Annotated in this window: 14 protein-coding genes and 1 pseudogene; 13 read left to right on the forward strand and 2 right to left on the reverse strand. The window is 71.3% G+C overall.

Annotated elements, in window-relative coordinates; all coding sequences use genetic code 11:
* Positions 1–3: 3 nt before the first annotated feature.
* From gatB to ACFZBU_RS01060, 3 genes are all read left to right on the forward strand, one after another.
* Positions 4–1,488: an Asp-tRNA(Asn)/Glu-tRNA(Gln) amidotransferase subunit GatB gene (gene gatB / locus ACFZBU_RS01050; RefSeq protein ID WP_391581778.1), complete on the forward strand. Its 1,485-nt coding sequence runs from the start codon at positions 4–6 to the stop codon at positions 1,486–1,488.
* 377 nt (positions 1,489–1,865) lie between these two features.
* Entirely contained in the window at positions 1,866–2,090 is a 225-nt protein-coding gene (locus tag ACFZBU_RS01055) for a hypothetical protein (RefSeq protein WP_391581334.1), read from the forward strand.
* Positions 2,091–2,191: 101 nt separating this feature from the next.
* Complete coding sequence (locus tag ACFZBU_RS01060; protein WP_391581335.1) at positions 2,192–5,137, forward strand: helix-turn-helix transcriptional regulator; 2,946 nt, start codon at positions 2,192–2,194, stop codon at positions 5,135–5,137.
* A gap of 206 nt (positions 5,138–5,343) precedes the next feature.
* On the opposite strand, the gene ACFZBU_RS01065 is transcribed toward ACFZBU_RS01060, so the two are convergent.
* Both ACFZBU_RS01065 and ACFZBU_RS01070 read right to left on the reverse strand, forming a co-directional pair.
* Positions 5,344–7,176 carry a hypothetical protein gene (locus ACFZBU_RS01065; protein WP_391581336.1) on the reverse strand — a complete coding sequence of 611 codons (1,833 nt, stop codon included), beginning with the start codon at positions 7,174–7,176 and terminating at the stop codon, positions 5,344–5,346.
* Between the two features lie 82 nt (positions 7,177–7,258).
* Entirely contained in the window at positions 7,259–8,419 is a 1,161-nt protein-coding gene (locus tag ACFZBU_RS01070) for a PQQ-dependent sugar dehydrogenase (protein ID WP_391581337.1), read from the reverse strand.
* Between the two features lie 91 nt (positions 8,420–8,510).
* Between ACFZBU_RS01070 and ACFZBU_RS01075 the strand changes: the two genes are divergently transcribed.
* The 10 genes and pseudogenes from ACFZBU_RS01075 (at position 8,511) to ACFZBU_RS01120 (ending at position 22,926) form a co-directional block, all read left to right on the forward strand.
* A complete protein-coding gene (locus ACFZBU_RS01075; RefSeq protein ID WP_391581338.1) occupies positions 8,511–9,482 on the forward strand; it encodes a 2-hydroxyacid dehydrogenase in 972 nt (323 codons plus the stop codon).
* A 56-nt stretch (positions 9,483–9,538) separates the two neighbouring features.
* Complete coding sequence (locus tag ACFZBU_RS01080) at positions 9,539–11,110, forward strand: DUF2079 domain-containing protein (RefSeq protein ID WP_391581339.1); 1,572 nt, start codon at positions 9,539–9,541, stop codon at positions 11,108–11,110.
* A 580-nt stretch (positions 11,111–11,690) separates the two neighbouring features.
* The gene (locus ACFZBU_RS01085) at positions 11,691–14,444 is read left to right on the forward strand and encodes a putative bifunctional diguanylate cyclase/phosphodiesterase (protein WP_391581340.1); all 2,754 of its coding nucleotides are present in this window, start codon (positions 11,691–11,693) and stop codon (positions 14,442–14,444) included.
* 275 nt (positions 14,445–14,719) lie between these two features.
* Positions 14,720–16,492 (forward strand): annotated as a pseudogene (locus tag ACFZBU_RS01090) (acetolactate synthase large subunit); the annotation flags it as partial.
* A gap of 42 nt (positions 16,493–16,534) precedes the next feature.
* A complete protein-coding gene (gene ilvN, locus ACFZBU_RS01095; protein ID WP_391581341.1) occupies positions 16,535–17,062 on the forward strand; it encodes an acetolactate synthase small subunit in 528 nt (175 codons plus the stop codon).
* A gap of 140 nt (positions 17,063–17,202) precedes the next feature.
* On the forward strand, positions 17,203–18,201 hold the full coding sequence (gene ilvC / locus ACFZBU_RS01100) for a ketol-acid reductoisomerase (RefSeq protein ID WP_391581780.1): 999 nt from the start codon (positions 17,203–17,205) through the stop codon (positions 18,199–18,201).
* A 600-nt stretch (positions 18,202–18,801) separates the two neighbouring features.
* Positions 18,802–19,317 carry a SigE family RNA polymerase sigma factor gene (locus ACFZBU_RS01105; RefSeq protein WP_391581342.1) on the forward strand — a complete coding sequence of 172 codons (516 nt, stop codon included), beginning with the start codon at positions 18,802–18,804 and terminating at the stop codon, positions 19,315–19,317.
* Positions 19,318–19,492: 175 nt separating this feature from the next.
* Positions 19,493–21,187, forward strand: coding sequence for a PP2C family protein-serine/threonine phosphatase (locus ACFZBU_RS01110; protein WP_391581343.1), 1,695 nt, complete (start codon positions 19,493–19,495; stop codon positions 21,185–21,187).
* Positions 21,188–21,242: 55 nt separating this feature from the next.
* The gene (locus ACFZBU_RS01115; protein WP_020553308.1) at positions 21,243–22,073 is read left to right on the forward strand and encodes a hypothetical protein; all 831 of its coding nucleotides are present in this window, start codon (positions 21,243–21,245) and stop codon (positions 22,071–22,073) included.
* Between the two features lie 31 nt (positions 22,074–22,104).
* Positions 22,105–22,926, forward strand: a complete 822-nt coding sequence (locus ACFZBU_RS01120; RefSeq protein ID WP_391581344.1) for a hypothetical protein — start codon at positions 22,105–22,107, stop codon at positions 22,924–22,926.
* Positions 22,927–22,944 lie beyond the last annotated feature (18 nt).

Here is a 22,944-nt window from a genome sequence, read left to right on the forward strand (position 1 = left end):
CTGATGTCCTACGAGGACGCGCTGGAGACCTACGACCCGGTGATGGGCCTGGAGGTCCACGTCGAGCTGGGCACCGCGACCAAGATGTTCTGCGGCTGCTCGACCGAGTTCGGCGCGGAGCCCAACAGCCAGGTCTGCCCGACCTGTCTGGGCATGCCCGGCGCACTGCCCGTGGTCAACGCGATCGCGGTCGAGTCGGCGATCCGGATCGGCCTCGCGCTCAACTGCAACATCGCCGAGTGGTGCCGCTTCGCCCGGAAGAACTACTTCTATCCGGACATGCCGAAGAACTTCCAGACCTCGCAGTACGACGAGCCGATCGCGTTCGACGGGTACCTCGACGTCCAGGTCGAGGGCAAGACCTGGCGGGTGGAGATCGAGCGCGCGCACATGGAGGAGGACACCGGCAAGTCGCTGCACATGGGCGGCGCGACCGGTCGCATCCACGGCGCGGACTACTCGCTGCTCGACTACAACCGGTGCGGCATCCCGCTGATCGAGATCGTCACCAAGCCGATCGAGGGCGCGGGCGAACTGGCCCCGCTGGTGGCGAAGGCGTACGTGGCCGAGCTGCGCGAGCTGATCCGCGCACTCGGGGTGTCCGAGGCCCGGATGGAACTCGGCCAGATGCGCTGCGACGCGAACCTGTCGCTGCGTCCCAAGGGCCGGGAGAAGTTCGGCACCCGCAGCGAGACCAAGAACGTCAACTCGCTGCGTTCGGTCGAGCGGGCCATCCGGTTCGAGATCCAGCGGCACGCCACCGTCCTGACCGACGGCGGCACCATCGTGCAGGAGACCCGGCACTTCCACGAGGAGGACGGCAGCACCACCGCCGGCCGGATCAAGGAAGAGGCCGAGGACTACCGCTACTTCCCGGAGCCCGACCTGGTGCCCGTCGCGCCCGCGCGCGAGTGGGTCGAGGAACTGCGCGCCACGCTGCCCGAGCTGCCGTCGCTGCGGCGTGCCCGGCTCCGGGCCGAGTGGGGCGTCAACGACTTCGAGATGCAGTCGATGGTCAACGCCGGCGTGCTCGACGTGATCCTGGCCACGATCGATGCCGGGGCCGACGCGGACGCGGCGCGCAAGTGGTGGCTGGGCGAGCTGTCCCGGCGGGCCAACGAGCGCGGCGTCGAGGTGGCCACGCTGCCGATCACGGCGGCCCAGGTCGCCCGGGTGTCGGCGCTGGTCAAGAGCGGCGAGCTGAACGACAAGCTGGCCCGCCAGGTGATCGACGGCGTGCTCGCCGGCGAGGGCGAGCCGGACGCGGTGGTCGAGGCGCGCGGGCTCAAGGTCGTCTCCGACGACTCCGCGCTCGGCGCGGCCGTGGACGAGGCGATCGCGGCCAACGCGGGCATCGCCGACAAGATCCGCGGCGGCAAGGTGCAGGCGGTCGGGGCCCTGGTCGGCGCGGTCATGAAGACCACGCGCGGGCAGGCCGACGCGGCCCGGGTGCGCGAGCTGATCCTGGAGCGCCTGGGCGTGTCCTGACGAGGACCGCTCGGTGGAACCGAGTGGGGCCCTCGGTCGCGATGCGACCGAGGGCCCTTCGTCGTCTCGGCCGCGCACGGGTCGGACGCGGGCCACGGGTAAGCCCTTCGCAGCCTTACACAGTCCTGCGGACCCTTACGTAGGCCCGGCATAGGCCCGGTATACGCCCACGAACCGGCACGACGCGATGTTCGACCGGGGTTCTCCTCAGGTCTGTTCGACCCCCTTATCGGGTTCTCCCGAGGCGCCTTAGATCGATCCGGGACGAGTCGAGCACCACGGATGCGGCATCCGACCGATGCCCGCAGGCCCCCTGGGACGCGAGGCTCGTACCACGAGCCGGAGCGACCGGCTCGGGTGACCAGGAGGTCGACACCATGTTGGAGTACGAACTGTTTCGGGCCCGTGAGCGCGAGCTGCGGGCGACCGCCGACCAGGACCGGGTGGTCCGCGAGGCGCTGCGGGCGGGCCGGGCCGCGGCCAAGGCGGCCCGGGCGGCCCGGCGCGAGGAGCGGCGAACCGGCCAAGGCGCCGGGGGGCTCAGTTCCGATCGCGGCCTGATCGGGTGGCGGGTATCCGGCCTGCACCAGCACGCGCGGTGAGCACGTGATGCCCGCCACGCTCGCCGAAACCCCTTGGTTGACCTGCACAAACGGGTTTCGCCGGGGGTGAAAACCCCGGCTGCGAAGCGAAGGAACATGACATGCTCGGCACTGTGGCGAGTACTTCTGTTTCTCCCGTGTTCGTAGGCCGGTCATTGGAAATGGCGCGGTTCCTCACGGCTTTGCGCGACGCCGACGAGGGCACGCCGGGCGTCGTGCTCGTCGGGGGCGAGGCCGGCGTCGGCAAGACACGCCTGCTCCAGGAGTTCCTGGAGCGGGCCGAGGCACAGGGCGCGGTGACCGCCGTCGGCGGCTGTCTGGAGCTGGGCGCGGAGAGTCTGCCGTTCGCGCCGATCTCGGCGGCGCTGCGCACCCTGTCCCGCCGCGTGGGCCCCGAGCTGGCCGAGGCGGTCGCCGGGCGCGAGCGCGACCTCGCGTGGCTGCTGCCCGACCTGGCGCCGGGCACGATCGCGCGCGACGGCGAGTTCGACCGGGTCCGACTGTTCGAGCTGATGCTCGGCCTGCTGGAGCGGCTCGGCGGCGACCGCACACTCGTGATCGCGATCGAGGACCTGCACTGGGCCGACTCGTCCACCCGCGAGCTGCTCGGCTTCCTGTTCCGGCTGCTGCGCACCGGCCGGATCCTGATCGTCGGAACGTATCGGGCGGACGCGGTCGGCCGGCGGCATCCGCTGCGATCCTTCCTGGCCGAGCTGGATCGGGTGCACAACGTCTCCCGGATCGACCTGGCCCGACTCACCCGGTCCCAGGTGGGCGACCAGTTGCGCGGCATCCTGCGCGAGGACCCGCCGCGCCGGCTGATCCGTCAGATCTTTCAGAAGTCCGAGGGGAACGCGTTCTTCGTCGAGGAACTCGCGTGCAGCATCCGGGACGGCCAACTCACCGGTATCTCGGACACGTTGCGCGATCTGCTGCTGATCCGGATCGAGGAGTTGTCCGAGGACACCCAGAAGGTGATCCGACTGGCGGCGATAGGCGGGGTCACCGTCGGCCACCGGCTGCTCACCGAGGTCTCCTGGCTGGACCCGGATCGCCTGGAGGAGGCGCTGCGCACGGCGGTGTCCGCGCACGTGCTGGTGCCGGTCGGCGAGGAGTTCCAGTTCCGCCACGCGCTGGTGCGCACGGCGATCCGCGAGGACCTGATGCCGGGTGAGCGGGTCCGGCTCTACGCCACCTTCGCCGAGGCGCTCGAACGTTGCCCGGACCTGGTCGCGGCCGACGAGCTGCGCGGTCGGATCGCGACCTACTGGTTCCACGCCGGCAAGGCGGTCAAGGCGCTGCCGGCGGTGCTCGCCGCAGCCGAGGCGGCACGCGAGCGGTATGCCTTCGACGAGCGCACCAGGCTGCTGGAGCGAGCGCTGCTGCTGTGGGAGCAGGTGCCCGATCCGGAGCAGCTGAGCGGTCGCCGGCTGCTCGACATCTACATGGAGGCGGTCACCGCGGCCCGACTGGGCAGCGAGCGCGAGTTGGCCATCCACTTCTGCAAGCGCGCGATCGAACTGGTGGACCCGGTCGCCGAACCCGAGTTGGCCGCCTTCCTGTGGCGGGAGAAGGCCCGCAGCCTGCGCAACCTGTGCCGCTCGTCGGGCATGCCGGAGCTGCGCCGGGCACAGCAGATCCTGGAGGGCCTGCCGCCGTCGATGGAACAGGCCCGGGTACTCGCGCACATCGCCCGGGACCGCATGCTCGACGGCGAGGGCGACGAGGCGATCGCCGAGGCCCTGCTCGCGCTGGAGCGCGCGCGCACCGTGGACAGCCCCGACATCGAGGCGGAGGCGCGCAAGACGCTGGCGTGCGGCCTGGTGCAGATCGGCCGGATCGAGGAGGGGATGGCGCAACTCGCGCTGGCCGAGGAGAACGCGATCAGCAGCAGCGAGCCGGACAGCCTGGTGCACATCCTGAGCAACAAGGCGTCCTTGCTGGAGGGCCTGGGCCGACACCGGGAGAGCGCGGTGGCCGCGCGGCGCGCGATGGACATCGCCGCCGAGCGCGGACTCACCCGCACCTCGGGCTCGTTCGCGCTGGGCAACCTCGCCGAGTCGCTGCTCTCGGCCGGCGACTGGGCCGACCTGGAGACGCTGGTGGAGAAGACCCTCGACCTGGACCCCGGGCCGCAGACCACCCGCCACCTGGAACTGCAACTGGTCGACCTGTGCCTGGCCCGCGGCGACGTGCGCGGCGCGACCGCGCATCTCAAGCGCTCCCGACTGGCCGCCGGCTCGCGCTACGTCGAGGCGCAGTACGGGATCCCGCTGGCGCGTGCCGAGATCCGGGTGGCCGAGGCGCAGGGCCGGCTGGACGAGTCCCGCGAGGCACTGATCGCGGCCCTGGAGGGGGTCGGCTGCCCGCCGGGCCACCAGCGCTACATGTGGCAACTGCTGGCGGACGCGGCGGCGAACGAGGCGGACGCGCGCACCTCGACCGTGCGTCCGCGCGAGTCCGAGCTGAAGACCCGCCAGGACATCGCCGACCGGATCGCGGCCATGGCCGACTCGCTCTCGGTGGACTGCGCGCTGGACGCGGCGTACGAATCGCTGGTCAAGGCCGAGCTGGCCCGGGCGGCCGGCACCGACGACGCCGAGCTGTGGGGGCGGGTCGTCTGCGCCTGGGAGCTGACCGAGCAGCCGTACCGCACGGCCTGGGCCCGATTCCGGCACGCGGAGACGCTCCTGGCCGCCGGCGACCGCGACGCCGCCGCGGCTCCGCTGGCCGCCGCCGCGGAGGTGGCCGTCCTCCTGGACGCCAAGACCCTGCGCGAACTCATCGACCTGCTCACCCGCCGCGCCCGGATGGCCCCCACCGCCCAGGGCGACACCGGCACGCCACTGCCGACCCTGACGCCGCGCGAGATCGACGTGCTGCGGCTGGTCGCCGACGGCCGCAGCAACCGACAGATCGCCGAGGAGCTGTACATCAGCGTCAAGACCGCCAGCGTCCACGTGTCCAACATCCTGGCCAAACTGGAGGTGACCGGTCGCGGCGAAGCCGCAGCGGTGGCCCACCGGTTGCACCTGGTCGACGGCTGACCCCAGGCCGTGTCCGGTGGATCCTGGTGGATGAGGTCGCGTCGTCGGGTGCCGTGGCTCGGCGTGCCGGAGAAGCGGCCGCATGGTGGTTCCCTTCGGCTGTTTCTCCGGTGCGGCGAGACGAGCGCAGCGAGGAGCCCGAAGGGCGGATGCCAGGCGGCGCGGCCCCACCAGGATCCGCCGGACACGGCCTAGGCCGGAGCGCGCTACCCCGCCGCGGCGCAGGACAGGTCGGCGAGTTCGCCGAGGGTGCCCTCGAAGTCGGCGGCCAGCCCGGCGAGGACGACCCACGCCTCCGGATTCGCGCCGATGCGCTTCGCGAGTCGGGCGAGCGCCGGACGCGGGTTGCCCGGGGCCCACCGATAGGCGTCGATCGAGACCAGCGCCTCGAACGCGTGCCGGGCCGGCCGCGCGTGCCGGACGACCTCCTCGGTGTCCAACTCGCCCGCGGTGACCGCGGCGGTGAGCCAGGAGTGCCACTGTTCCAGGGGCGTGTCGCGGATGCGGTCGATGGGCGGCCGGCGATGTTCGGGTATGGGCGGTTCGGCGCGCGGTCCCCGATCCCAGCGGGCCCGCAACTCGCGCAGCGGCGTGGGGTCGTCGGCGGCCAACGCGGCCCGGGCCGTGCTGCGGATCCGGTCCGGGAACAGCGCGCCGTGCCGGTCGAGGATGTCGCCGGTCACGCTCGGATCGGCCCGCTCCCACAGGCTCAGCAGGATGTCGATCCAGTCGATCCGGCGCAGCTTGCGCGCCTCGCACTGCGGCAGCGCGTGGTCCACCAGCGCCGGGTCGCCGGACAGCGCGTACGCCTCGGGCTCGCTCCCGAAGGGGGGTTCCGCGATCAACTTGGCCCGCAGGTCCGGGTGCATCGGGACGCGGGGCCGGTCGGCCCGCCGGCCGGCGTAGATCTCGCGCCGCAACTCGGCGGTGACGCCGGAGCGGTTGTCCACCAGGAGGCCGTCCAGGTGGTCGTCGCCGAGATCCTTGAGTCGGCCGGCGTAGTGCCGCCCGATGCTCTGGTGTTGGGCGAGCGCTTCGAGCAGCGCGGGGTGTCCGCAACGCAGCGCCGCCTCCGCGACGTTGGGCAGCGGCGGCACGTTGCCCGGGAGCAGCGCGGCGGCCGCCGCGTGGTCGAGATGCGGGATGAGGGCGGTCAGTTCGTCGGTGTTCAGCCGGCGGAGCAGGAAGACCACGGACGGCCGGACGGCGGCGGGCACCTCGATCGCGGTCTCGCCCCGGTGCGCCGAGGCGGCGGCGAACAACTCCGGCAGCGTGCCGGTGAAGCGGCCGAGTGTGCGGGCCAGGTGCGCCCATGCGGCCGGATTCGCGCCGAGGGTGGTCACGATGCCGGGTCTGAGCAACTCGTGGATCGTCACCTCGCCGGTGACGTAGGAGTGTTCCCGAGAGACCACCGCGAGCACCTGGGCGGCGACGCGCGCAGGCCGCATCCGGACCAGGATCTCGCGCGGCGCGAGCACCCCGGCCCGCAGCGCGGGACCCACCTGGTCGAGCGCCTCGGTCCGGGTCACCGGCGCATCCGGGGTGTGCAGCACGCCTGCGGGTCCGCCCCGGCGGGCGGTGTGCGCCAGCACGGGGTGCGCGCGCAGCAGCGCGAGCGCCCGTTCGGCGGCGACTCCCGGCCGGCGCAGCTCCCGTCGCCCTCGATCGAGGTCGTGGTCCGCCTCGCCGGCGGCACCCTCGGGAGGAGTGGCCCCGGCTTCCGCATCCCCGGCTCCCGCATCCCCCGTGTCCGCGTCCGGGGCGTCCGCGTCCGGGGGAAAGGCCCCGGCCACCACCGGGTCGCCGCCGGCCTCGATCAACAAGCACAGCTGACTCGGCGTCAGTCGCGGATTGGCGGCGGCCCGAACGAGGGCCCCGGCACCGCCGTGGACGGCGAGCGCCTCGACCAAGGCGTCCGACATGCGCATCTCGTCCGCGACCGTCGCGTGGATCCCGCGCAATCCCGCCAACCGTACGAACACGCGCTCCACGTCGGCATCGGAAAGCTCGCTGAGCACCAACAGCAGGCCCTTGTTCATGAATCCCCTCCCTCGGGCCCCACGCTAACGTCCGCCTCGGACGTCGTCCGAACCGGACGGGAACCGGCGCCCGCGCCGGAACTCAGCCAGATACCAGGCGCAGGATCCGGTCGTCCCCCTTGCGCGGCGTTCCCCGGCCGTCGGTGTTGTTGGTGACCAGCCACAGTTCGCCCGAGCCGACGGTCACGACCGCGCGCAGCCGGCCGTACCGGCCCTGGAACAGGGCCCTGGGTTCGCTCACGGTGGAGCCGACGATCGGGGCCTGCCACAGGCGTTCGCCCTTGAGGCCGGCCAGGTACACCACGTCGCCCAGGATCGCGATGCCGCTCGGCGAGGCGTCGTCGGTGGCCCACTGGGCGACCGGGTTCATGTACTCGGGGTTGTCGCTGCTGCCTTCGACCGCCGGCCAGCCGTAGTTGGCGCCGGAGCGGATCAGGTTCAGCTCGTCCCAGGTGTCCTGGCCGAACTCGCTCGCCCACAACCGCCCCGTCGAATCCCACGCCAGGCCCTGGACGTTGCGGTGGCCCAGGCTCCACACCGGGGAGTTCGGGAACGGGTTGCCGGGCGCCGGGCGGCCATCGGGGGTGAGCCGCAGGATCTTGCCGCCGAGCGAGGACCTGTCCTGGGCCGACGGCTTCTGCCCGGCCTCGCCGGTGCCCGCGTACAACATGCCGTCCGGGCCGAACGCGATCCGGCCGCCGTTGTGGTTCGAGCCCGCCGGGATCCCGGCGAGCAGCACCTCGGGTTGTCCCAGCGGTTGCCCCGGCACATAGGTCATCCGCACGATCCGGTTGTCCTGCGCCGTGGTGAGGTACGCGTACAGGAAGTGGTCGGTCGCGAACGTCGGCGACACCGCGATCCCGAGCAGGCCCCCCTCCCCGCGATGCACCGAACCCGGCACCGTGCCGACCACCACCGGCGGCACGGTGCCCGGGCCGAGGCGGGTGATCGTGCCCGTATCGCGCGAGGACACCAGCGCGTCCCGATCCGGCAGCAGCGCCACGCCCCAGGGGGTGTTCAGGTCCCGGGCGATCTCGCCGGCGACGACCGGCTCGACGACCCCGGTCGCGGTCGGCCCCGCCGGCACGTTCGGCGGCTGCGTCGCGGCCACCGGCGCGGTGGGCCGAGGCGTGGCCTTGCCGGATGACGAGTCGTCGTCGGAACTGCACGCGGCGAGTCCGGCGACCACCGCGACGGCAAGCACCAGGGAGGGCCAACGGGGCTTCGGACGGCGTGCGCGCACCGGGGAACACCACCTTTCGGAGATCTCTCGACCTTAGGCCGTGTCCGAGCCCGCGAGAGCGGAGCCCGGCACGACATTTAGAGTTCCTGTCATGGTCACCGAAGGCAGGATCTGGGTCCCGTACGCCCTGGAGCAACTCGCTCCGCTCCCCGGCGGACTCGGCGACGGCTCGATCGTCGACGTCTACGACGGCTTCGGCGGCCCGGTTCCCGACACCGCCGCCGACGTGGAGTTCTACGTCCTGCCCTACACGTTCGACCGCGTGCCGTTGACCCGGATCGCGGAGATGCCCCGACTCCGGGTGATCCAGACCCTGACCGCCGGCTACGAACACGTACTGCCCTACCTGCCGCCCGGCGTGGTGCTGTGCAACGGCCGCGGCATCCACGAGACGAGCACCGCCGAACTCGCGCTCGCCCTCACCCTCGCCGCGCTGCGCGACATCCCGACGTTCGTACGCGGCCAGGACGCGGGGGAGTGGCGGTCCGGGTTCTATCCCGCGCTGGCCGACAAGCGGGTGCTGATCGTCGGATACGGGGCGATCGGCGAGGCGGTGGACCGCCGGCTCCAAGGCTTCGAGGTGGACGTGGTCCGGGTCGCCCGCAGCGCCCGTTCCGGGCCGCACGGACCGATTCGGGCGATGGCCGACCTGCCCGGGTTGCTCCCGCACACGGATGTGGTGATCCTCACCGTCCCGCTCACCGAGGACACCCGCGGCCTCGTCGACGCCGACTTCCTGGCCCGGCTGCCGGACGGCGCGCTCGTGGTCAACGTCGCACGCGGACCGGTCGTGGACACCGACGCACTGCTCGCCGAACTGCGCGCGGGCCGGCTGCGCGCGGCGCTGGACGTCACCGATCCCGAGCCGCTGCCGGCCGACCACCCGCTGCGCTTCGCGCCCGGTGTGTTGATCAGCCCGCACGTCGGCGGCAGCTCGTCCGCCTTCCTGCCGCGCGCCCTGCGACTGATTCGCGAGCAGCTCGCACGCTGGTCCGAAGGAGTGACTCCGGCAAACATCGTGCGTGATCGAGCAACCAAAACCGCCCGGTCGCGCTCTGCTTGAGGACAGGGCCGACACCGGTACGGTGTGCCCGCGCACGCCGACCCGGACGGAGAGACATGGAAGACAGGGGGACGGCGCACGGCGCTGTTCACGAGCGGTTCGAGGCGTCGGGCAGCGCCGACACGGTCGGCGCCCCGGCCGCCTCGAGGGTCGCCGAACCGGCGGTGGTCGCCCCCCGAACGGGTGAACACGACCGCAAACTGCGCACAGTGGTCGAACGGGCCCGACGACGGATCGGCCCCGGCGCGCTGCCGTACCTGCTCGCCGCATGCTTCTTCCTGATCTACGCCGCGCACTCCCTACTGCGGCATCGCCGGATGGAGACGCACGCCTACGACCTGGGCCTGTTCGAACAGGTGGTCAAGGCGTACTCGAACTTCGAGGCGCCGGTGTCGGACATCCGGGGACCCGACTTCAACGTGCTCGGCGAGCACTTCCACCCGATCCTGGCGCTGCTCGGCCCGATCTACCGGATCTTTCCCGGCCCGAGCACCCTGCTGGTCGCCCAGGCATTCCTGATCGCCGCCTCGGTGGTGCCGATCACCCGGATCGCCGCACGCGCGTTCGGCACGCTCGGCGCCGCCGGGCTCGGCATCGCGTACGGGCTGTCCTGGGGCATCCAGTCGGCCGTCTCGTTCGACTTCCACGAGATCGCGTTCGCGGTACCGCTGCTGGCCTTCGGCCTCGACCGATTCCTGCTCGGCCGGTATCCGCAGGCGCTGGCCTGGTGGTTGCCGCTGATCCTGGTCAAGGAGGACCTCGGACTCACGCTGGCCGCCGCGGCCGTGCCGCTGGTGCTGGTGCGCCGCTGGAAACCGGCCGCCGTGCACGTGCTGATCGGGGTCTCCGCGTTCGCGCTGGCGATCTTCGTGCTGCTGCCGGCGATGAACCCGAACGACACGTACGCGTTCTGGGGCAACCTCGACTCGTCCCAGCGCTCCGGCAACGCGGATCCCAAGACGTCGCTGAGCCAGGTGCCGATCGCCGAGCTGGTCGTCGAACTGCCCAAGTCGATGGTGTTGCCCAGTGCGAAGTGGATGACGCTGTTCACCCTGCTGCTGCCCACCGGGTTCATCGCGCTGCGCTCGCCGATCCTGGCGATGATCGTGCCGACGATGTTGTGGCGGTTCACCTCCAGCAACGAGTTCTACTGGGGCACCTACTTCCACTACAGCGCGGTGCTGATGCCGATCGTGTTCGCGGCCTTCGTGGACGGCGTGGTCAGGTTGCGCGCGTCGCGGGTGGACTGGTTGCGGCGGTACGCGGCCAAGGCCGCCATCGTCCCGCTCGCGGTGTCGCTGGCGTTCGCGCGCGACTTCCCGCTGATGGACCTGCTGCACAAGCGCACCTGGATGGTCCAGGACCGGGTGCACTCGGCGCACAAGGTGCTCGACCGGGTCCCGGACGACGCGACGGTGTCGGCCACGATGAGCTTCTCGCCGCAACTGGTCGCGCGGGCGGGACGGGTGACCGACTTCCCGACCATCCTGCCCGGTCCCGGTTACGCGGCGATCGAGGTGTGGGGCGACAACAAGGACTGGGCCCGCTACTGGATCGCGCATCTGATCGGGCAGGGCTTCACCGAGGTCGCCCGCGAACCGGGCGCGGTCCTGCTCAAGCGCGACTGATCCGGACGCCCGTCCGCAGCTCCTCCCGAGCGACCCGCCCGCTCCCCTCCGCGCCGCTTGCGCGCTCGGCCGTCCGAGTTCTTCGGGTCCCTTCCGCTCGCCGCGGCCGGGTCGGGCATGCGTCGCCGGGTGCCGCCCGGCCGGCCTCGCCGAGTCTCCCGAGTGCCCCCGCCGAGGCCCCGGCGGGGCTCCCGAATGCCTCCGAGCCTGCCGTGAGGCTGCCCGACGACCGCTGAAACTCCCAGATTTGCCCTGATCAGGGCCCCTTTTTCCGCCCCGTGTCGGGAGTTTGTCACAAATGCGCGGGAAGGGACTCCCATGCCGGGCATCATTAGTTACTCTGTGTTGAGTAAGACAAGCTCACAGTGACGGGTTGGTGTATCGTCCGAGTCGTGGGGCGTTGAGAGACGTGCACGGTCGGGTGTTGCACCCCCGTCGCGCCGGCGCCGACCGCCCCGCCTCACGGCTGGGGTGTGAGGGCCGGTGCAGTGCCATGAAGCGTCGTGAAGGCGACTTCGGGCAGAGGGGAGTGCGAAATGCCGGGGGACCACTGCCGGAGTGGCCGAGCCATGACGACCCGGTGCGGCTGCTGATCTTGGCCGACACCCCTACCCAGCGGCAGCTGAAGTACCTGATCGTGCCGCTGTGTCTCGTGTATGCGTTCGGTGCGCTCCAGGGCTGGGGCAATCCGACGCTGTCGCTTGCGATGGGCGACTTCGGCCTGGCGGCCGCGGCCGCCGTGGCGGCTGTCTCGTGCGCGCTCAAATCCGTGCACGAATCCGGACGGGCCCGGTTGTCCTGGGCGCTGTTCGCCTTCTCGGCCACGATGGTCTCGCTCGGCAACGGGATCTGGGGCTGGTACGAGGTCGTCCTCGACGTCCCGGTGCCCACGCCCGGTCCCACCGACGTGATCTTCCTGCTGTTCGCGCCGCCCACCATCGTCGGCCTGGTCCTGGTGGCCCAGCGTCCGCGGGGCATCGCGGCGTGGACCTGCATGGCGCTGGACGGCTGGCTGATCGCGGGCTCGCTGTTCACGCTCGGGTGGAGTCTCGCGCTGGCCCGCAATACCAACGGGGACCGCTCGGACATCATCAAGATCGTGCTCACCCTCGCCTACCCGGTGCTCGACATCCTGATGATCAGCATGGTCCTCGGCTTGCGTTTTCGGGCCGGTTCGGGAGATCGCGCGGCACTGAATCTGGCGCTGGTCGGCCTCGCGGTCACCGTGATGAGCGACGCGTTGTGGACCACACCCGGGTTGAACAGCGGATATCGCTCCGGCGGCCTGCTGGACGCGGGCTGGTTCGCGGGCAGTCTGCTGCTGGCCATCGCGCCGTGGACCGGCGAGCGGGTCGAGGCGCACGAGCGACCGCGGCACCGCACCATCTCGATGTTGTCCGCGCTCACCCCCTACATCGCCGCCGCCGTGTGTACCGCGGGCGTGCTCGGCGGCGCGGTGGCCGGGCACGCCCCGGACAAGGTGGTGCTCGGGGTCGGCGCGACCGTACTGGTCACGCTGGTGCTGCGGCAGGGCATCACGCTCGTCGACAACGTCTTCATGGCCCAGGAACTGTCCGCCAAGGAAAGCCACTTCCGGTCCCTGGTGCAGGGCTCCAGCGATGTGATCATGATCGCGGCCGGCGACGGCGTGCTCCAGTACGTCAGCCACGCGGTGCGCCGGGTGTACGGCTTCGAGCCGGAGGAGTTGGTCGGCACCCGGCTGGAACTGCTCATCCATCCCGAGGAGAGCGCACGTGTACAACGCGAGCTACGCGCGTTCTTGGACGGTGCGGTGCCGGCGGGCGGGGCGGACACCGCGATGGTGCGGGTGGAGTGCCGGATCCGCTCGGCGGGCGGCACGTGGCTGCACACCGAATCCGCGGTCAACCGCTACGGCGACGGGCTGATCTTCAACAGCCGTGACGTCACCGACCGGATCAAGCTGCAGACCCAGCTGGAGCACGACGCCTTCCACGATCGGCTCACCGACCTGCCCAATCGGGCCCTGTTCGAGGACCGGATCCAGCACGCGCTGGCCCAGCGGCGCGGGATCACCCCCACGATCGCGGTGTTGTTCGTGGACCTGGACGGGTTCAAGGCGGTCAACGACAACTACGGGCACACCGCGGGCGACGAACTGCTCGTGCAGGCGGCGCGCCGGCTCGAACACGCGGTCCGGATCGGCGACACGGTGGCCCGGTTCGGCGGCGACGAGTTCGCCGCACTCCTGGTCGGCGACCCCAGCCCGCGCGCGATCCGGGAGATCGCCGAGCGGTTGTTGACCACGCTGTCCGCGCCGTACCGGATCGCGGACGGCGAGGTGCGGGTCGCGGCCAGCATCGGCATCGCCTTCTCCGCGCCCGGGATCGCCCCGGCCGAGCTGATGCGGCACGCGGACGCCGCGATGTATCGGGCCAAGGACGGCGGCAAGGGCCGGGTCGAGGTCTACACCCCGGACATGGACGCGGACGTGGAGCGCCGCGCGGCCCGGGCCGCGGGCCTGCGCCGGATGGACCGGGACGGGCGCCTGGCCGTCTCGTACCAGCCGGTGGTGGACCTGGACACGGGCCGGGTGCGCGACGTGGAGGCCGCGCTGTGCCGGGCCGAGGACGGCGTGGTACCCGGCCGGGTGGACCACGTGCGGCTGACCGCGGGCGCCGAGGGCCGCCTCTCGCCGGTGGGCCGCAGGCTGCTGGAGGAGAGCGCGCTGGCCGCCGCGACCTGGCGCGCGGCCGGCCACGACATCGGGGTCACGGTCGGCCTGGCCGCACGCCAGCTCACCGGGCCGGGCTTCCTGGACGTGCTGGAGGAGACGCTGCACAGGGCCGACCTGCCCGCCGCGGCGCTCACCCTGGAGATCACCGACAACGTGCTGCCGGACGGCGACGAACTGCTGCTCGGCCGGATCGCGGTGCTGCGCCGACTGGGCGTGCGGTTGTCGCTGGACGACTTCGGCACCGGGCACTCCTCGCTCACGTACCTGCGCCGGCTGCCGGTGGACGCGCTCAAGATCGACCGTTCGTTCGTGGCCGAGGTCGGCACGTGTCCACATCTGACCGTGCTCACTTCGACCATCGTCCGGCTCGGGTTGGATTCCGGGCTGACCCTGGTGGCGGCCGGCATCGACAGCCACGCGCAGGTGGACATACTCCGGGAGATGGGATGTCAGCGCGGGCAGGGCAGTTGGTTCCATCCGGCGGTGTCCGGGGACGCGATCTTCGACGTGCTCGGTCAGATGCCGCTGGGCAACAGCGCGGTCCGCGGCCCGCGGCCCGAGCCGCTCCCGGAGGCCCGCCCGGCCGTGCCGGTCCAGGTGCCCAGACCGCAGATGTGACGGGTCGCACGCCGATCCGAGGGCCGGCCGAAACCATGACGGCCCGTCAGTCCTGGACAAAGGATCCCGAATACTGAGACGCGTGAAGAGTCGGCTTGACACGTACACGGGCGCGGAGGGAGAGTCGCGGGCATGCAGACCCGCATCCTCGTACTTGAGAAGCGCGTGCACTGACCACCGAGTCGGTTCGCGCGCCCCCTCCGCTTGCCTAACGGCACGGGGGGTTTTTTGTTGCAGTCCGACGGGTCCGGGCCTCGCGCCCCACTCGATATGCCGACTTCAGATCGAGAAGAGACGAAAGCATGACCGATCAGGTGACAGGAGCCCAAGCGCTGATCCGCTCCCTGGAAGCCGCAGGGGTGGACACGGTCTTCGGCATTCCCGGGGGCGCGATTCTTCCCGCCTACGATCCGATGATGGACTCGACGAAGGTGCGCCACATCCTCGTCCGGCACGAGCAGGGCGCGGGTCACGCCGCGGAGGGATACGCGCAGGCCACCGGCAAGGTCGGGGTGTGCATGGCCACGTCCGGCCCGGGGGCGACCAACCTGGTGACGCCGATCGCCGACGCGCACATGGACTCGGTGCCGATCGTCGCGATCACCGGTCAGGTGGCCAGTGCCGCGATCGGCACGGACGCCTTCCAGGAGGCGGACATCTGCGGCATCACGATGCCGATCACCAAGCACAACTTCCTGGTCACCGACCCGGCCGAGATCGCGCCCACGATCGCCGCGGCGTTCCACATCGCCGCCACCGGCCGGCCCGGCCCGGTCCTGGTGGACATCTCCAAGGACGCGCTCCAGGCGACCACCGAGTTCATCTGGAACGGCACCCCCGAACTGCCCGGCTACCGCCCCGTCACCCGGCCGCACGCGAAGCAGATCCGCGAGGCCGCCCGGCTGCTCAGCGAGGCCAAGCGTCCGGTCCTGTACGTCGGCGGCGGGGTGCTCAAGGCGCACGCGTCGGCCGAGCTGAAGATCCTCGCCGAGCTGACCGGCGCTCCCGTGGTCACCACGCTGATGGCGCTCGGCGCGTTCCCGGACAGCCACCCGCAACACCTGGGCATGCCGGGCATGCACGGCACGGTGGCCGCGGTCACCGCGCTGCAGAAGTCGGACCTGATCTTCGCGCTGGGCGCCCGCTTCGACGACCGGGTCACCGGCAAGCTGGACACCTTCGCGCCGCACGCCAAGATCGTGCACGCGGACATCGACCCCGCCGAGATCTCCAAGAACCGCATCGCGGACGTGCCGATCGTCGGCGACGCCCGCGAGGTGATCGCCGACCTGGTGGTCGCGGTCCAGGCCGAGCACGAGGCCGGCCGGTTCGGCGACTACCAGGAGTGGTGGACCGCGCTCAACCGCTGGCGCGACACCTACCCGCTGGGCTACGACGTGCCGGCGGACGGCTCGCTGTCTCCGCAGCTGGTGATCGAGCGGCTCGGCGCGATCTCGGGCCCGGACACGATCTTCGCCTCCGGCGTCGGTCAGCACCAGATGTGGGCCTCGCAGTTCATCCGCTACGAGAAGCCCTACACCTGGCTCAACTCCGGCGGCGCCGGGACGATGGGCTACTCGGTGCCGGCCGCGATGGGCGCCAAGGCCGGCATGCCGGACACCACGGTGTGGGCGATCGACGGCGACGGCTGTTTCCAGATGACCAATCAGGAACTGGTCACCTGCGCGGTCAACGACATCCCGATCAAGGTCGCCATCATCAACAACGGCACCCTGGGCATGGTCCGCCAGTGGCAGACGCTCTTCTACAACGAGCGCTACTCCAACACCGATCTGCAGAGCCGCCGGCTGCCGGACTTCGTCAAGCTCGCCGAGGCGATGGGCTGCGTCGGGCTGCGCTGCGAGAGCCCGGACCAGCTGGACGAGATCATCCACAAGGCGATGTCGATCAACGACGCGCCCGTGGTCATCGACTTCGTCGTGCACCAGGACGCGATGGTGTGGCCGATGGTCGCGGCGGGCTCGTCCAACGACGAGGTGATGGCCGCGCGCGACGTGCGTCCCGACTTCGGCGACTCGGACGACTGACAGGCCGACAGGGCATCAGGAAGGCATAGGAGTCCAGCGATCATGTCCAAGCACACCCTCTCGGTCCTCGTCGAGAACAAGCCCGGTGTCCTCGCCCGGATCACCGCGCTGTTCTCGCGTCGGGGCTTCAACATCGACTCGCTCGCCGTCGGCACCACCGAGCATCCGGACATCTCGCGGATCACCATCGTGGTCAGCGTGGTCGAGGAACTGCCGCTGGAGCAGGTGACCAAGCAGCTGAACAAGCTGGTCAACGTGCTCAAGATCGTCGAGCTCGACCCGCCCGCGTCGGTGCAGCGCCAACTGCTGCTGGTCAAGGTGCGCGCCGATCACGAGACGCGGTCCCAGGTGGTCGAGATCGTCCAGCTCTTCCGCGCCAAGACGGTCGACGTCTCGCCGGAGGCGGTCACCATCGAGGCCACCGGCGGCCCCGACAAGCTGGCCGCGATGCTCCGCATGTTGGAGCCGTTCGGGGTCAAGGAACTCGTCCAGTCCGGCGTCGTGGCGATCGGCCGCGGCGGCCGCTCGATCACCGACCGTTCGCTGCGGTCGGTCGAGCGCTCGGCCTGACGGATATGTCCGGACCTCGGTCCTGACGGACCGTCACGGTCCACATTTCAAACCAGCGGCACGCGCCGCGCTCGTGATTTGCGAAGATGACGAGCGGGGCGTGGCCCCTGAAACACCCTGTCTTGAAGGAGAACCCCGAAGTGGCCGAGCTGTTCTACGACGACGACGCCGACCTGTCCATCATCCAGAACCGCAAGGTCGCGGTGCTCGGCTACGGCAGCCAGGGCCACGCCCACGCGCTGTCGCTGCGGGACTCCGGCGTCGACGTGCGGGTCGGTCTGCTGGAGGGCTCGAAGAGCCGCGCCAAGGCCGAGGAGGCCGGTCTGCGGGTCGTCACTCCCGCCGAGGCCGCGGCCGAGGCCAGTGTCATCATGATCCTCACCCCGGACCCGGTCCAGGCGAAGGTCTACGCCGAGGCCGTGGAGCCGAACCTGAAGGACGGCGACGCGCTGTTCTTCGGGCACGGCTTCAACATCCGGTTCGGCTTCATCAAGCCGCCGGCCAACGTCGACGTGTGCATGGTCGCGCCCAAGGGCCCGGGTCACCTGGTCCGCCGCCAGTACGAAGAGGGTCGCGGCGTGCCGTGCATCGTCGCGGTCGAGCAGGACGCGTCGGGCCAGGCCCTGGCGCTCGCGCTCTCCTACGCGAAGGGCATCGGCGGCACCCGCGCCGGCGTCATCAAGACCACCTTCACCGAGGAGACCGAGACCGACCTGTTCGGTGAGCAGGCCGTGCTCTGCGGCGGCGCCTCGGCGCTGGTCAAGGCGGGCTTCGAGACCCTGGTCGAGGCCGGCTACCAGCCGGAGATCGCCTACTTCGAGTGCATGCACGAGCTCAAGCTCATCGTCGACCTCATGTACGAGGGCGGCCTGGAGAAGATGCGCTGGTCCATCTCGGAGACCGCCGAGTGGGGCGACTACATCACCGGCCCGCGGATCATCACGGCCGACACCAAGGCCGAGATGAAGAAGGTGCTCGCCGAGATCCAGGACGGTTCGTTCGCGACCGCGTGGATGGCGGAGTACGAGGCGGGTCTGCCCAAGTACAAGGAGTACGTGAAGGCGGACTCCGAGCACAAGCTGGAGACCACCGGCAAGGAACTCCGCAAGATGATGAGCTGGGTGACCAACGAGGCCTGATCCTCGACGAGTTGCCCGCCTCCCAGGCGGTGTGAGTGCCCCGGACCGAATCGGTCCGGGGCACTTTTCAACGGGCCTGGGTGGCGGAAGTGGCGTCGCTTTGCCGTTCGCGACCCGGTGCGTCGCCTTGCCGCGTCCTCGACACGGCCCGCCCCGGGTCTCGCGCAACCTTCCCTCCGTGGTGGGCGTGTGGACCGTACCGGACGTGTCATGCGGGTCGGGTCGGGGAGTGGTGGGGGGCGTTCGGCGATGGGGGATGAGGAGGTGCTTGCCGTTGCGTTCGGCGCGTTCGAACGTGATGTCGGTCGCGTTCTCGGTGGGCGGTCGGGTGGCGGGGGGATGCCGATTCGGGTGGTGATCGCTCGGCGTCGGCGGCGGCGTGGCCTGGTCGGGGTCGGGTTCGCGCTCGTGCCGGCGCTGTTCGCGGCCTATCGCTTGGCCGCCGGCCGGAACCGATCACCCGGTCGTGTGCGTGGGTGGGGGAGAGACGCCACAGGCGAGTATTCCGGGACCCGAACCGACATCGGGTCCGCGTCTCGGGCCGGATAAGGTACCGGGTCACGGCAGGACGAACACGCCGCGACGGGACGCGGGGGAACGATGGGACGGGACACGGGCGGTCGCGCCGACTTCGACGTGTTCTACGCGGAGAGCCACGGCGCCCTCGTCGCACACCTGTACGCGCTGACCGGCGATCTCGGCGAGGCCCAGGAGGCCGCGCAGGAGACGTACATCCGGGCCTGGAAGGACTGGGACCGGATCAGCGACTACGAGAACCCCGTCGCGTGGATCCGACTCGTCGGCCAACGCATCGCGGTGAGCCGCTGGCGGCGCACCCGTACCGCGCTCAAGAGCTGGATCCGGCACGGCCCCGACGGTGACCTGCCCGCGCCGGGCCCCGAATCCGTTGCCCTGGTCACCGCGTTGCGACAGATTCCCGAAGCCCAGCGGCGCGCGGTGGTGATGCACCACATGGGCGGCCTGTCGGTCGCCGAGATCGCCGCGCACGAGGGCGCGCCCGAGGGGACCATCAAAGCCCGTCTGTCCCGGGGGCGCAGCGCGCTCGCCGGGCTGCTCGCGGACGGTTCGGAGGCGGTCCGGACCGGACGCGGTTAGGCTCCGGCGCAATCGATTCGGGTGTGCTTCGGCGGCCGTGTGCCGAGAAACCCGAAGGAATTGGCCTTCGGGTTCACATGCCAGGGCCGCATCCGAGGCAGCATGCTTGAACGAGGCAGTGCTATCGCCGCACCGGACTTGCCGTTCCGGTCCGACATCGTGGAGCGTGAGACACATGAGGGGCAGAGGGGACTCGGGTCGGGAGACGACCGTGCCGGCTCGCGGTGGCTTCCCGGAACGGACGCTGCGGCAGGACGAATTGCGCGCCGAACGGCCACCGGCGGCGGACGACGACATCTTCGGCGACCTCTATCTCGACTTCGAGGACGCGCCGACCCGCGAGCCGGTGGAGCGGATCGAACCGGCACAGCCGCGCTCCGCCCACCCGCCCGCGCCGACCACGTTCGACGACGAGTACGCGGCCGAAGCCGAGCCGGAGCCGGAGCCGGAAAGGGCCTACGAGCCCGAGCCGCGACCGGCCCACGAACCCGACCCGCAGCCGGAACGGGCCGACGAACCCGCCGCGGACCGAGTCCGCGAGCCGGACCCCGACCACGCCGCCGGCCCGCCGCCCGCGCCGCAGGCCGAGCCGGACCCCGGCCCCGTGCCGCAGGCGGCCTCGGCATCCCGGGTCGCGTCGGGATCGCTGTGGGACCAGGCCCCCCGGCCCACCGAGACGTTCGCGAACGAGCCGGAGGCGAACGGTGTGCCCGGCCCGGTTCCGCACACGGTGACCCCGCGCGCGGTCCGTCCGGACGCCCGGACTCCGGCACCGCCGCCGCCGGTTCCCGCCCCGCCCACGGTCGCCGGCGGCTCCGCCGACACCACGTTCGCCGCCGGACACGCGGTGCCGCCGCCGCCCACGGTGCCGCCGATGCCCACGTCTCCGCCGCCGGTGCCCGAGCCGCAGACCGAACTGCTGCCGGCCGCCGTGCCGGTGCCCGAGCCGGTCGAGGACGCGGACGAGTTGGACGTGCCGACCACCTCGCGCAGCGACAGCCTGCGCCGGGCCGAGGCGGCCGAGGAGGACCCCCGGGCCCACAGCGGCCCCCCGCTGGGCGTCCAGGCGTCCGCGTGGTCGACCTCCTCGCACCCCGGCCGCCGGCGCGCCGCCCGGCGCGAACGGCGCGGCCTGGGCCCGGAGCTGACCGCCCGGGACAACGACGACCGATATGCCGCGACGGGCGAGGTGTTCATCGTCGCCGACGGCCTCGGCGGCCACCCCGCGGGTTGGTACGCGGCCGACGTGGCGGTGCGCACGCTGGTGGCCGAACTGGCCGCCGCCGACCTGTCCGCAGGCTGGAGCGACCGCCTCAGCGCCGCGATCGCGGTGGCCGACCTCGCGGTGCGCCGGCACGGCGTCGCGCAGTACGAGGGCATGCGTACCACCGTGGTGGCGGCCGTCCTCCAGCACGGCAGGCTGCATCTGGCCGGATGCGGCGACAGCGTGTGCTGGTTGGTGCGCGGCGGGCGGGCGTTCCGGCTGACCGAACAGGGCAATGCCGCCGAGTTCGGCCGACCGTGGCTGCTCACCTCCACCCCGTTGGGCGGCTCGCAGGCGCCCGAACCCGAACTGCAACGGATCGAATTGCACCCGGGCGACCGTGTGGTCCTCGCCACGGACGGCGTCGGACACCTGCCCGACGAGACGGTGGCCGACCTGGTGCACGGCGATCCCTTCCACGCGGCAACGACCTTGACCAGGACGGCTGTCGAGAGCGGTGACGACGACGCGACGGCGGTCGTGGTCGAATGCGACGCACTGCCCGTACCCGAGGGTCATCGCTCCGGCGCCGACCCTCGGGAACAACCGGAGGATGCGTCGGGTGCCCCCGGGGCCCTACGGTCGGACGGCGGAACGGCCTGGTGACGGTTCACCGGGAGAAGATGGGCGATGCCCCAGGGCGGGGCACGAGACCGGACGGATGGCGATGCTCGAACTGATCCTCACCGTGGCGACGTCGGACGACGCCGACCAGCAGGAGTCGGACCTGGCCCGGCCGCGCACGGTGAAGGTGCAAAGCGAGCCCGGCAAGAAGATCGCGATCGGCCGGGACCCGTCGCGATGCGGCCTGGTCACGCCGAAGGACTGGCGCTTCGTGTCGCGTGTGCACCTGGAGTTCGTCTACTCCCTGGAGCGCGGCTGGAGCGTGGAGTGGCTCCAGGGCTCGCACCCGCGCCCGGTCGCGCTGGTGCAGATCGATCGCGAGGGCGTGTCCGAACCGGTGCCCTACGGCGCCACGCTGCCGCTGGGCTCGCTGCGCCCGGGCCGGGTCGTGGTCACCGACCTGGCCCGACGCCGGCGGGTCCTGGTGGAGTGGCGGGTGTCGTTGCCGCAACGCCCGGGCGAGGAGCCCACCGAGCCGGACGTCGGTGTGCCCGAGACCCAGGACGTCGCACCGTTCGTGTTGCAGAACCGCCTCTCCGAGACGGAGATGGAGGTGCTGGCCGCGCTGTCCTGCGACTGGGTGCACGGCCGCCCGGTCAAGCGCGCCAAGTCCACCAAGGAACTGTGCGAGTTGTTGCACCTGTCGGCGGCCACGGTCGAGCGGTACAAGACCAAGCTGCGCCGCGAGTTCTACAGTTCGGGCCTGTGCCCGGAGCTGAACGCCCTGCTCGGTCCGAACTACCTCGACACCGTGCGGCACGTGCACGGCGGCTGGGACCTGATAGCGCAGACCGCGGTCACCCACGGCATAACGGGGCGCGGTCCCTGCCCGTGTGGTGCGGACGCGCCGCACGCGGGTACCAGGTGAGCGGTAGGACCGGGGAGGGGGCGAGGGGATCATGCTCGAACTGAACATGTCGTTCGTCGCGATCGAGGACGGTCGCGAGGCGGAGCGGGACCCGCTGCCGAGCCCCAAGAGCGTGCGTGAGCCCGGCGTGGTCGGCAAGCGGGTGTTCGTGGGCCGCGATCCCGGCGTGTGCCGGCCGCTGCTGACGCCGCACGACTGGCTGTTCGTCTCGCGCAAGCACCTGGTGTTCGAGTACAGCGAGGACCGGGGCTGGACGGTGGAATGGCCGCGCGGACAGCGGGACACCCCGCTGGCGATCGTGCGGATCAAGCGCGGCGAGACCTCGCAGGACATGCCGTACGGGGCGATCCTGCCGCTGCCCGCGCGCACCGGCGGCAACATCCTGATCAGCGATCTGGCCCGGCGGCGCAGCGTGGTGCTCGCGTGGCGGGCGATGCAGCCGATTCGGCCCAGCACGTCCTCCTCGTTGGACGGGAACGCGCCGCCGACCATCGACGTCGGACCGCAGGAACTGCGCGACAAGCTGCACGGGGTCCGGCTGGAGGTGCTCGCGGCGATGTCCTGCGACTGGATCCACGGTCGCGCCACCAAGCGGCCCAGGACCACCGACGAGCTGTGCGAGATGCTCTACATGGCCAAGGCCACGGTCGAGCGGTGCAAGACCGAGCTGCGTCGCGACTTCTACAGCTCGCTGCTTTGCCCGGAATTGAATCTTCTGCTGGGGCCCGACTACCTGGACACGACCCCGCACGTGCACGGAGGGTGGGACCTGATCGCCCAGACGGCGGTCACCTGCGGCATTGTGGGACGCGAACCGTGTCCGTGTGCTCGTCGCGGTGGATCGATCGACTGAGACGGCACGAAACGGCCG

Origin of the sequence: Embleya sp. NPDC008237 (assembly GCF_042956465.1) — a bacterium.
Lineage (GTDB): Bacteria > Actinomycetota > Actinomycetes > Streptomycetales > Streptomycetaceae > Embleya.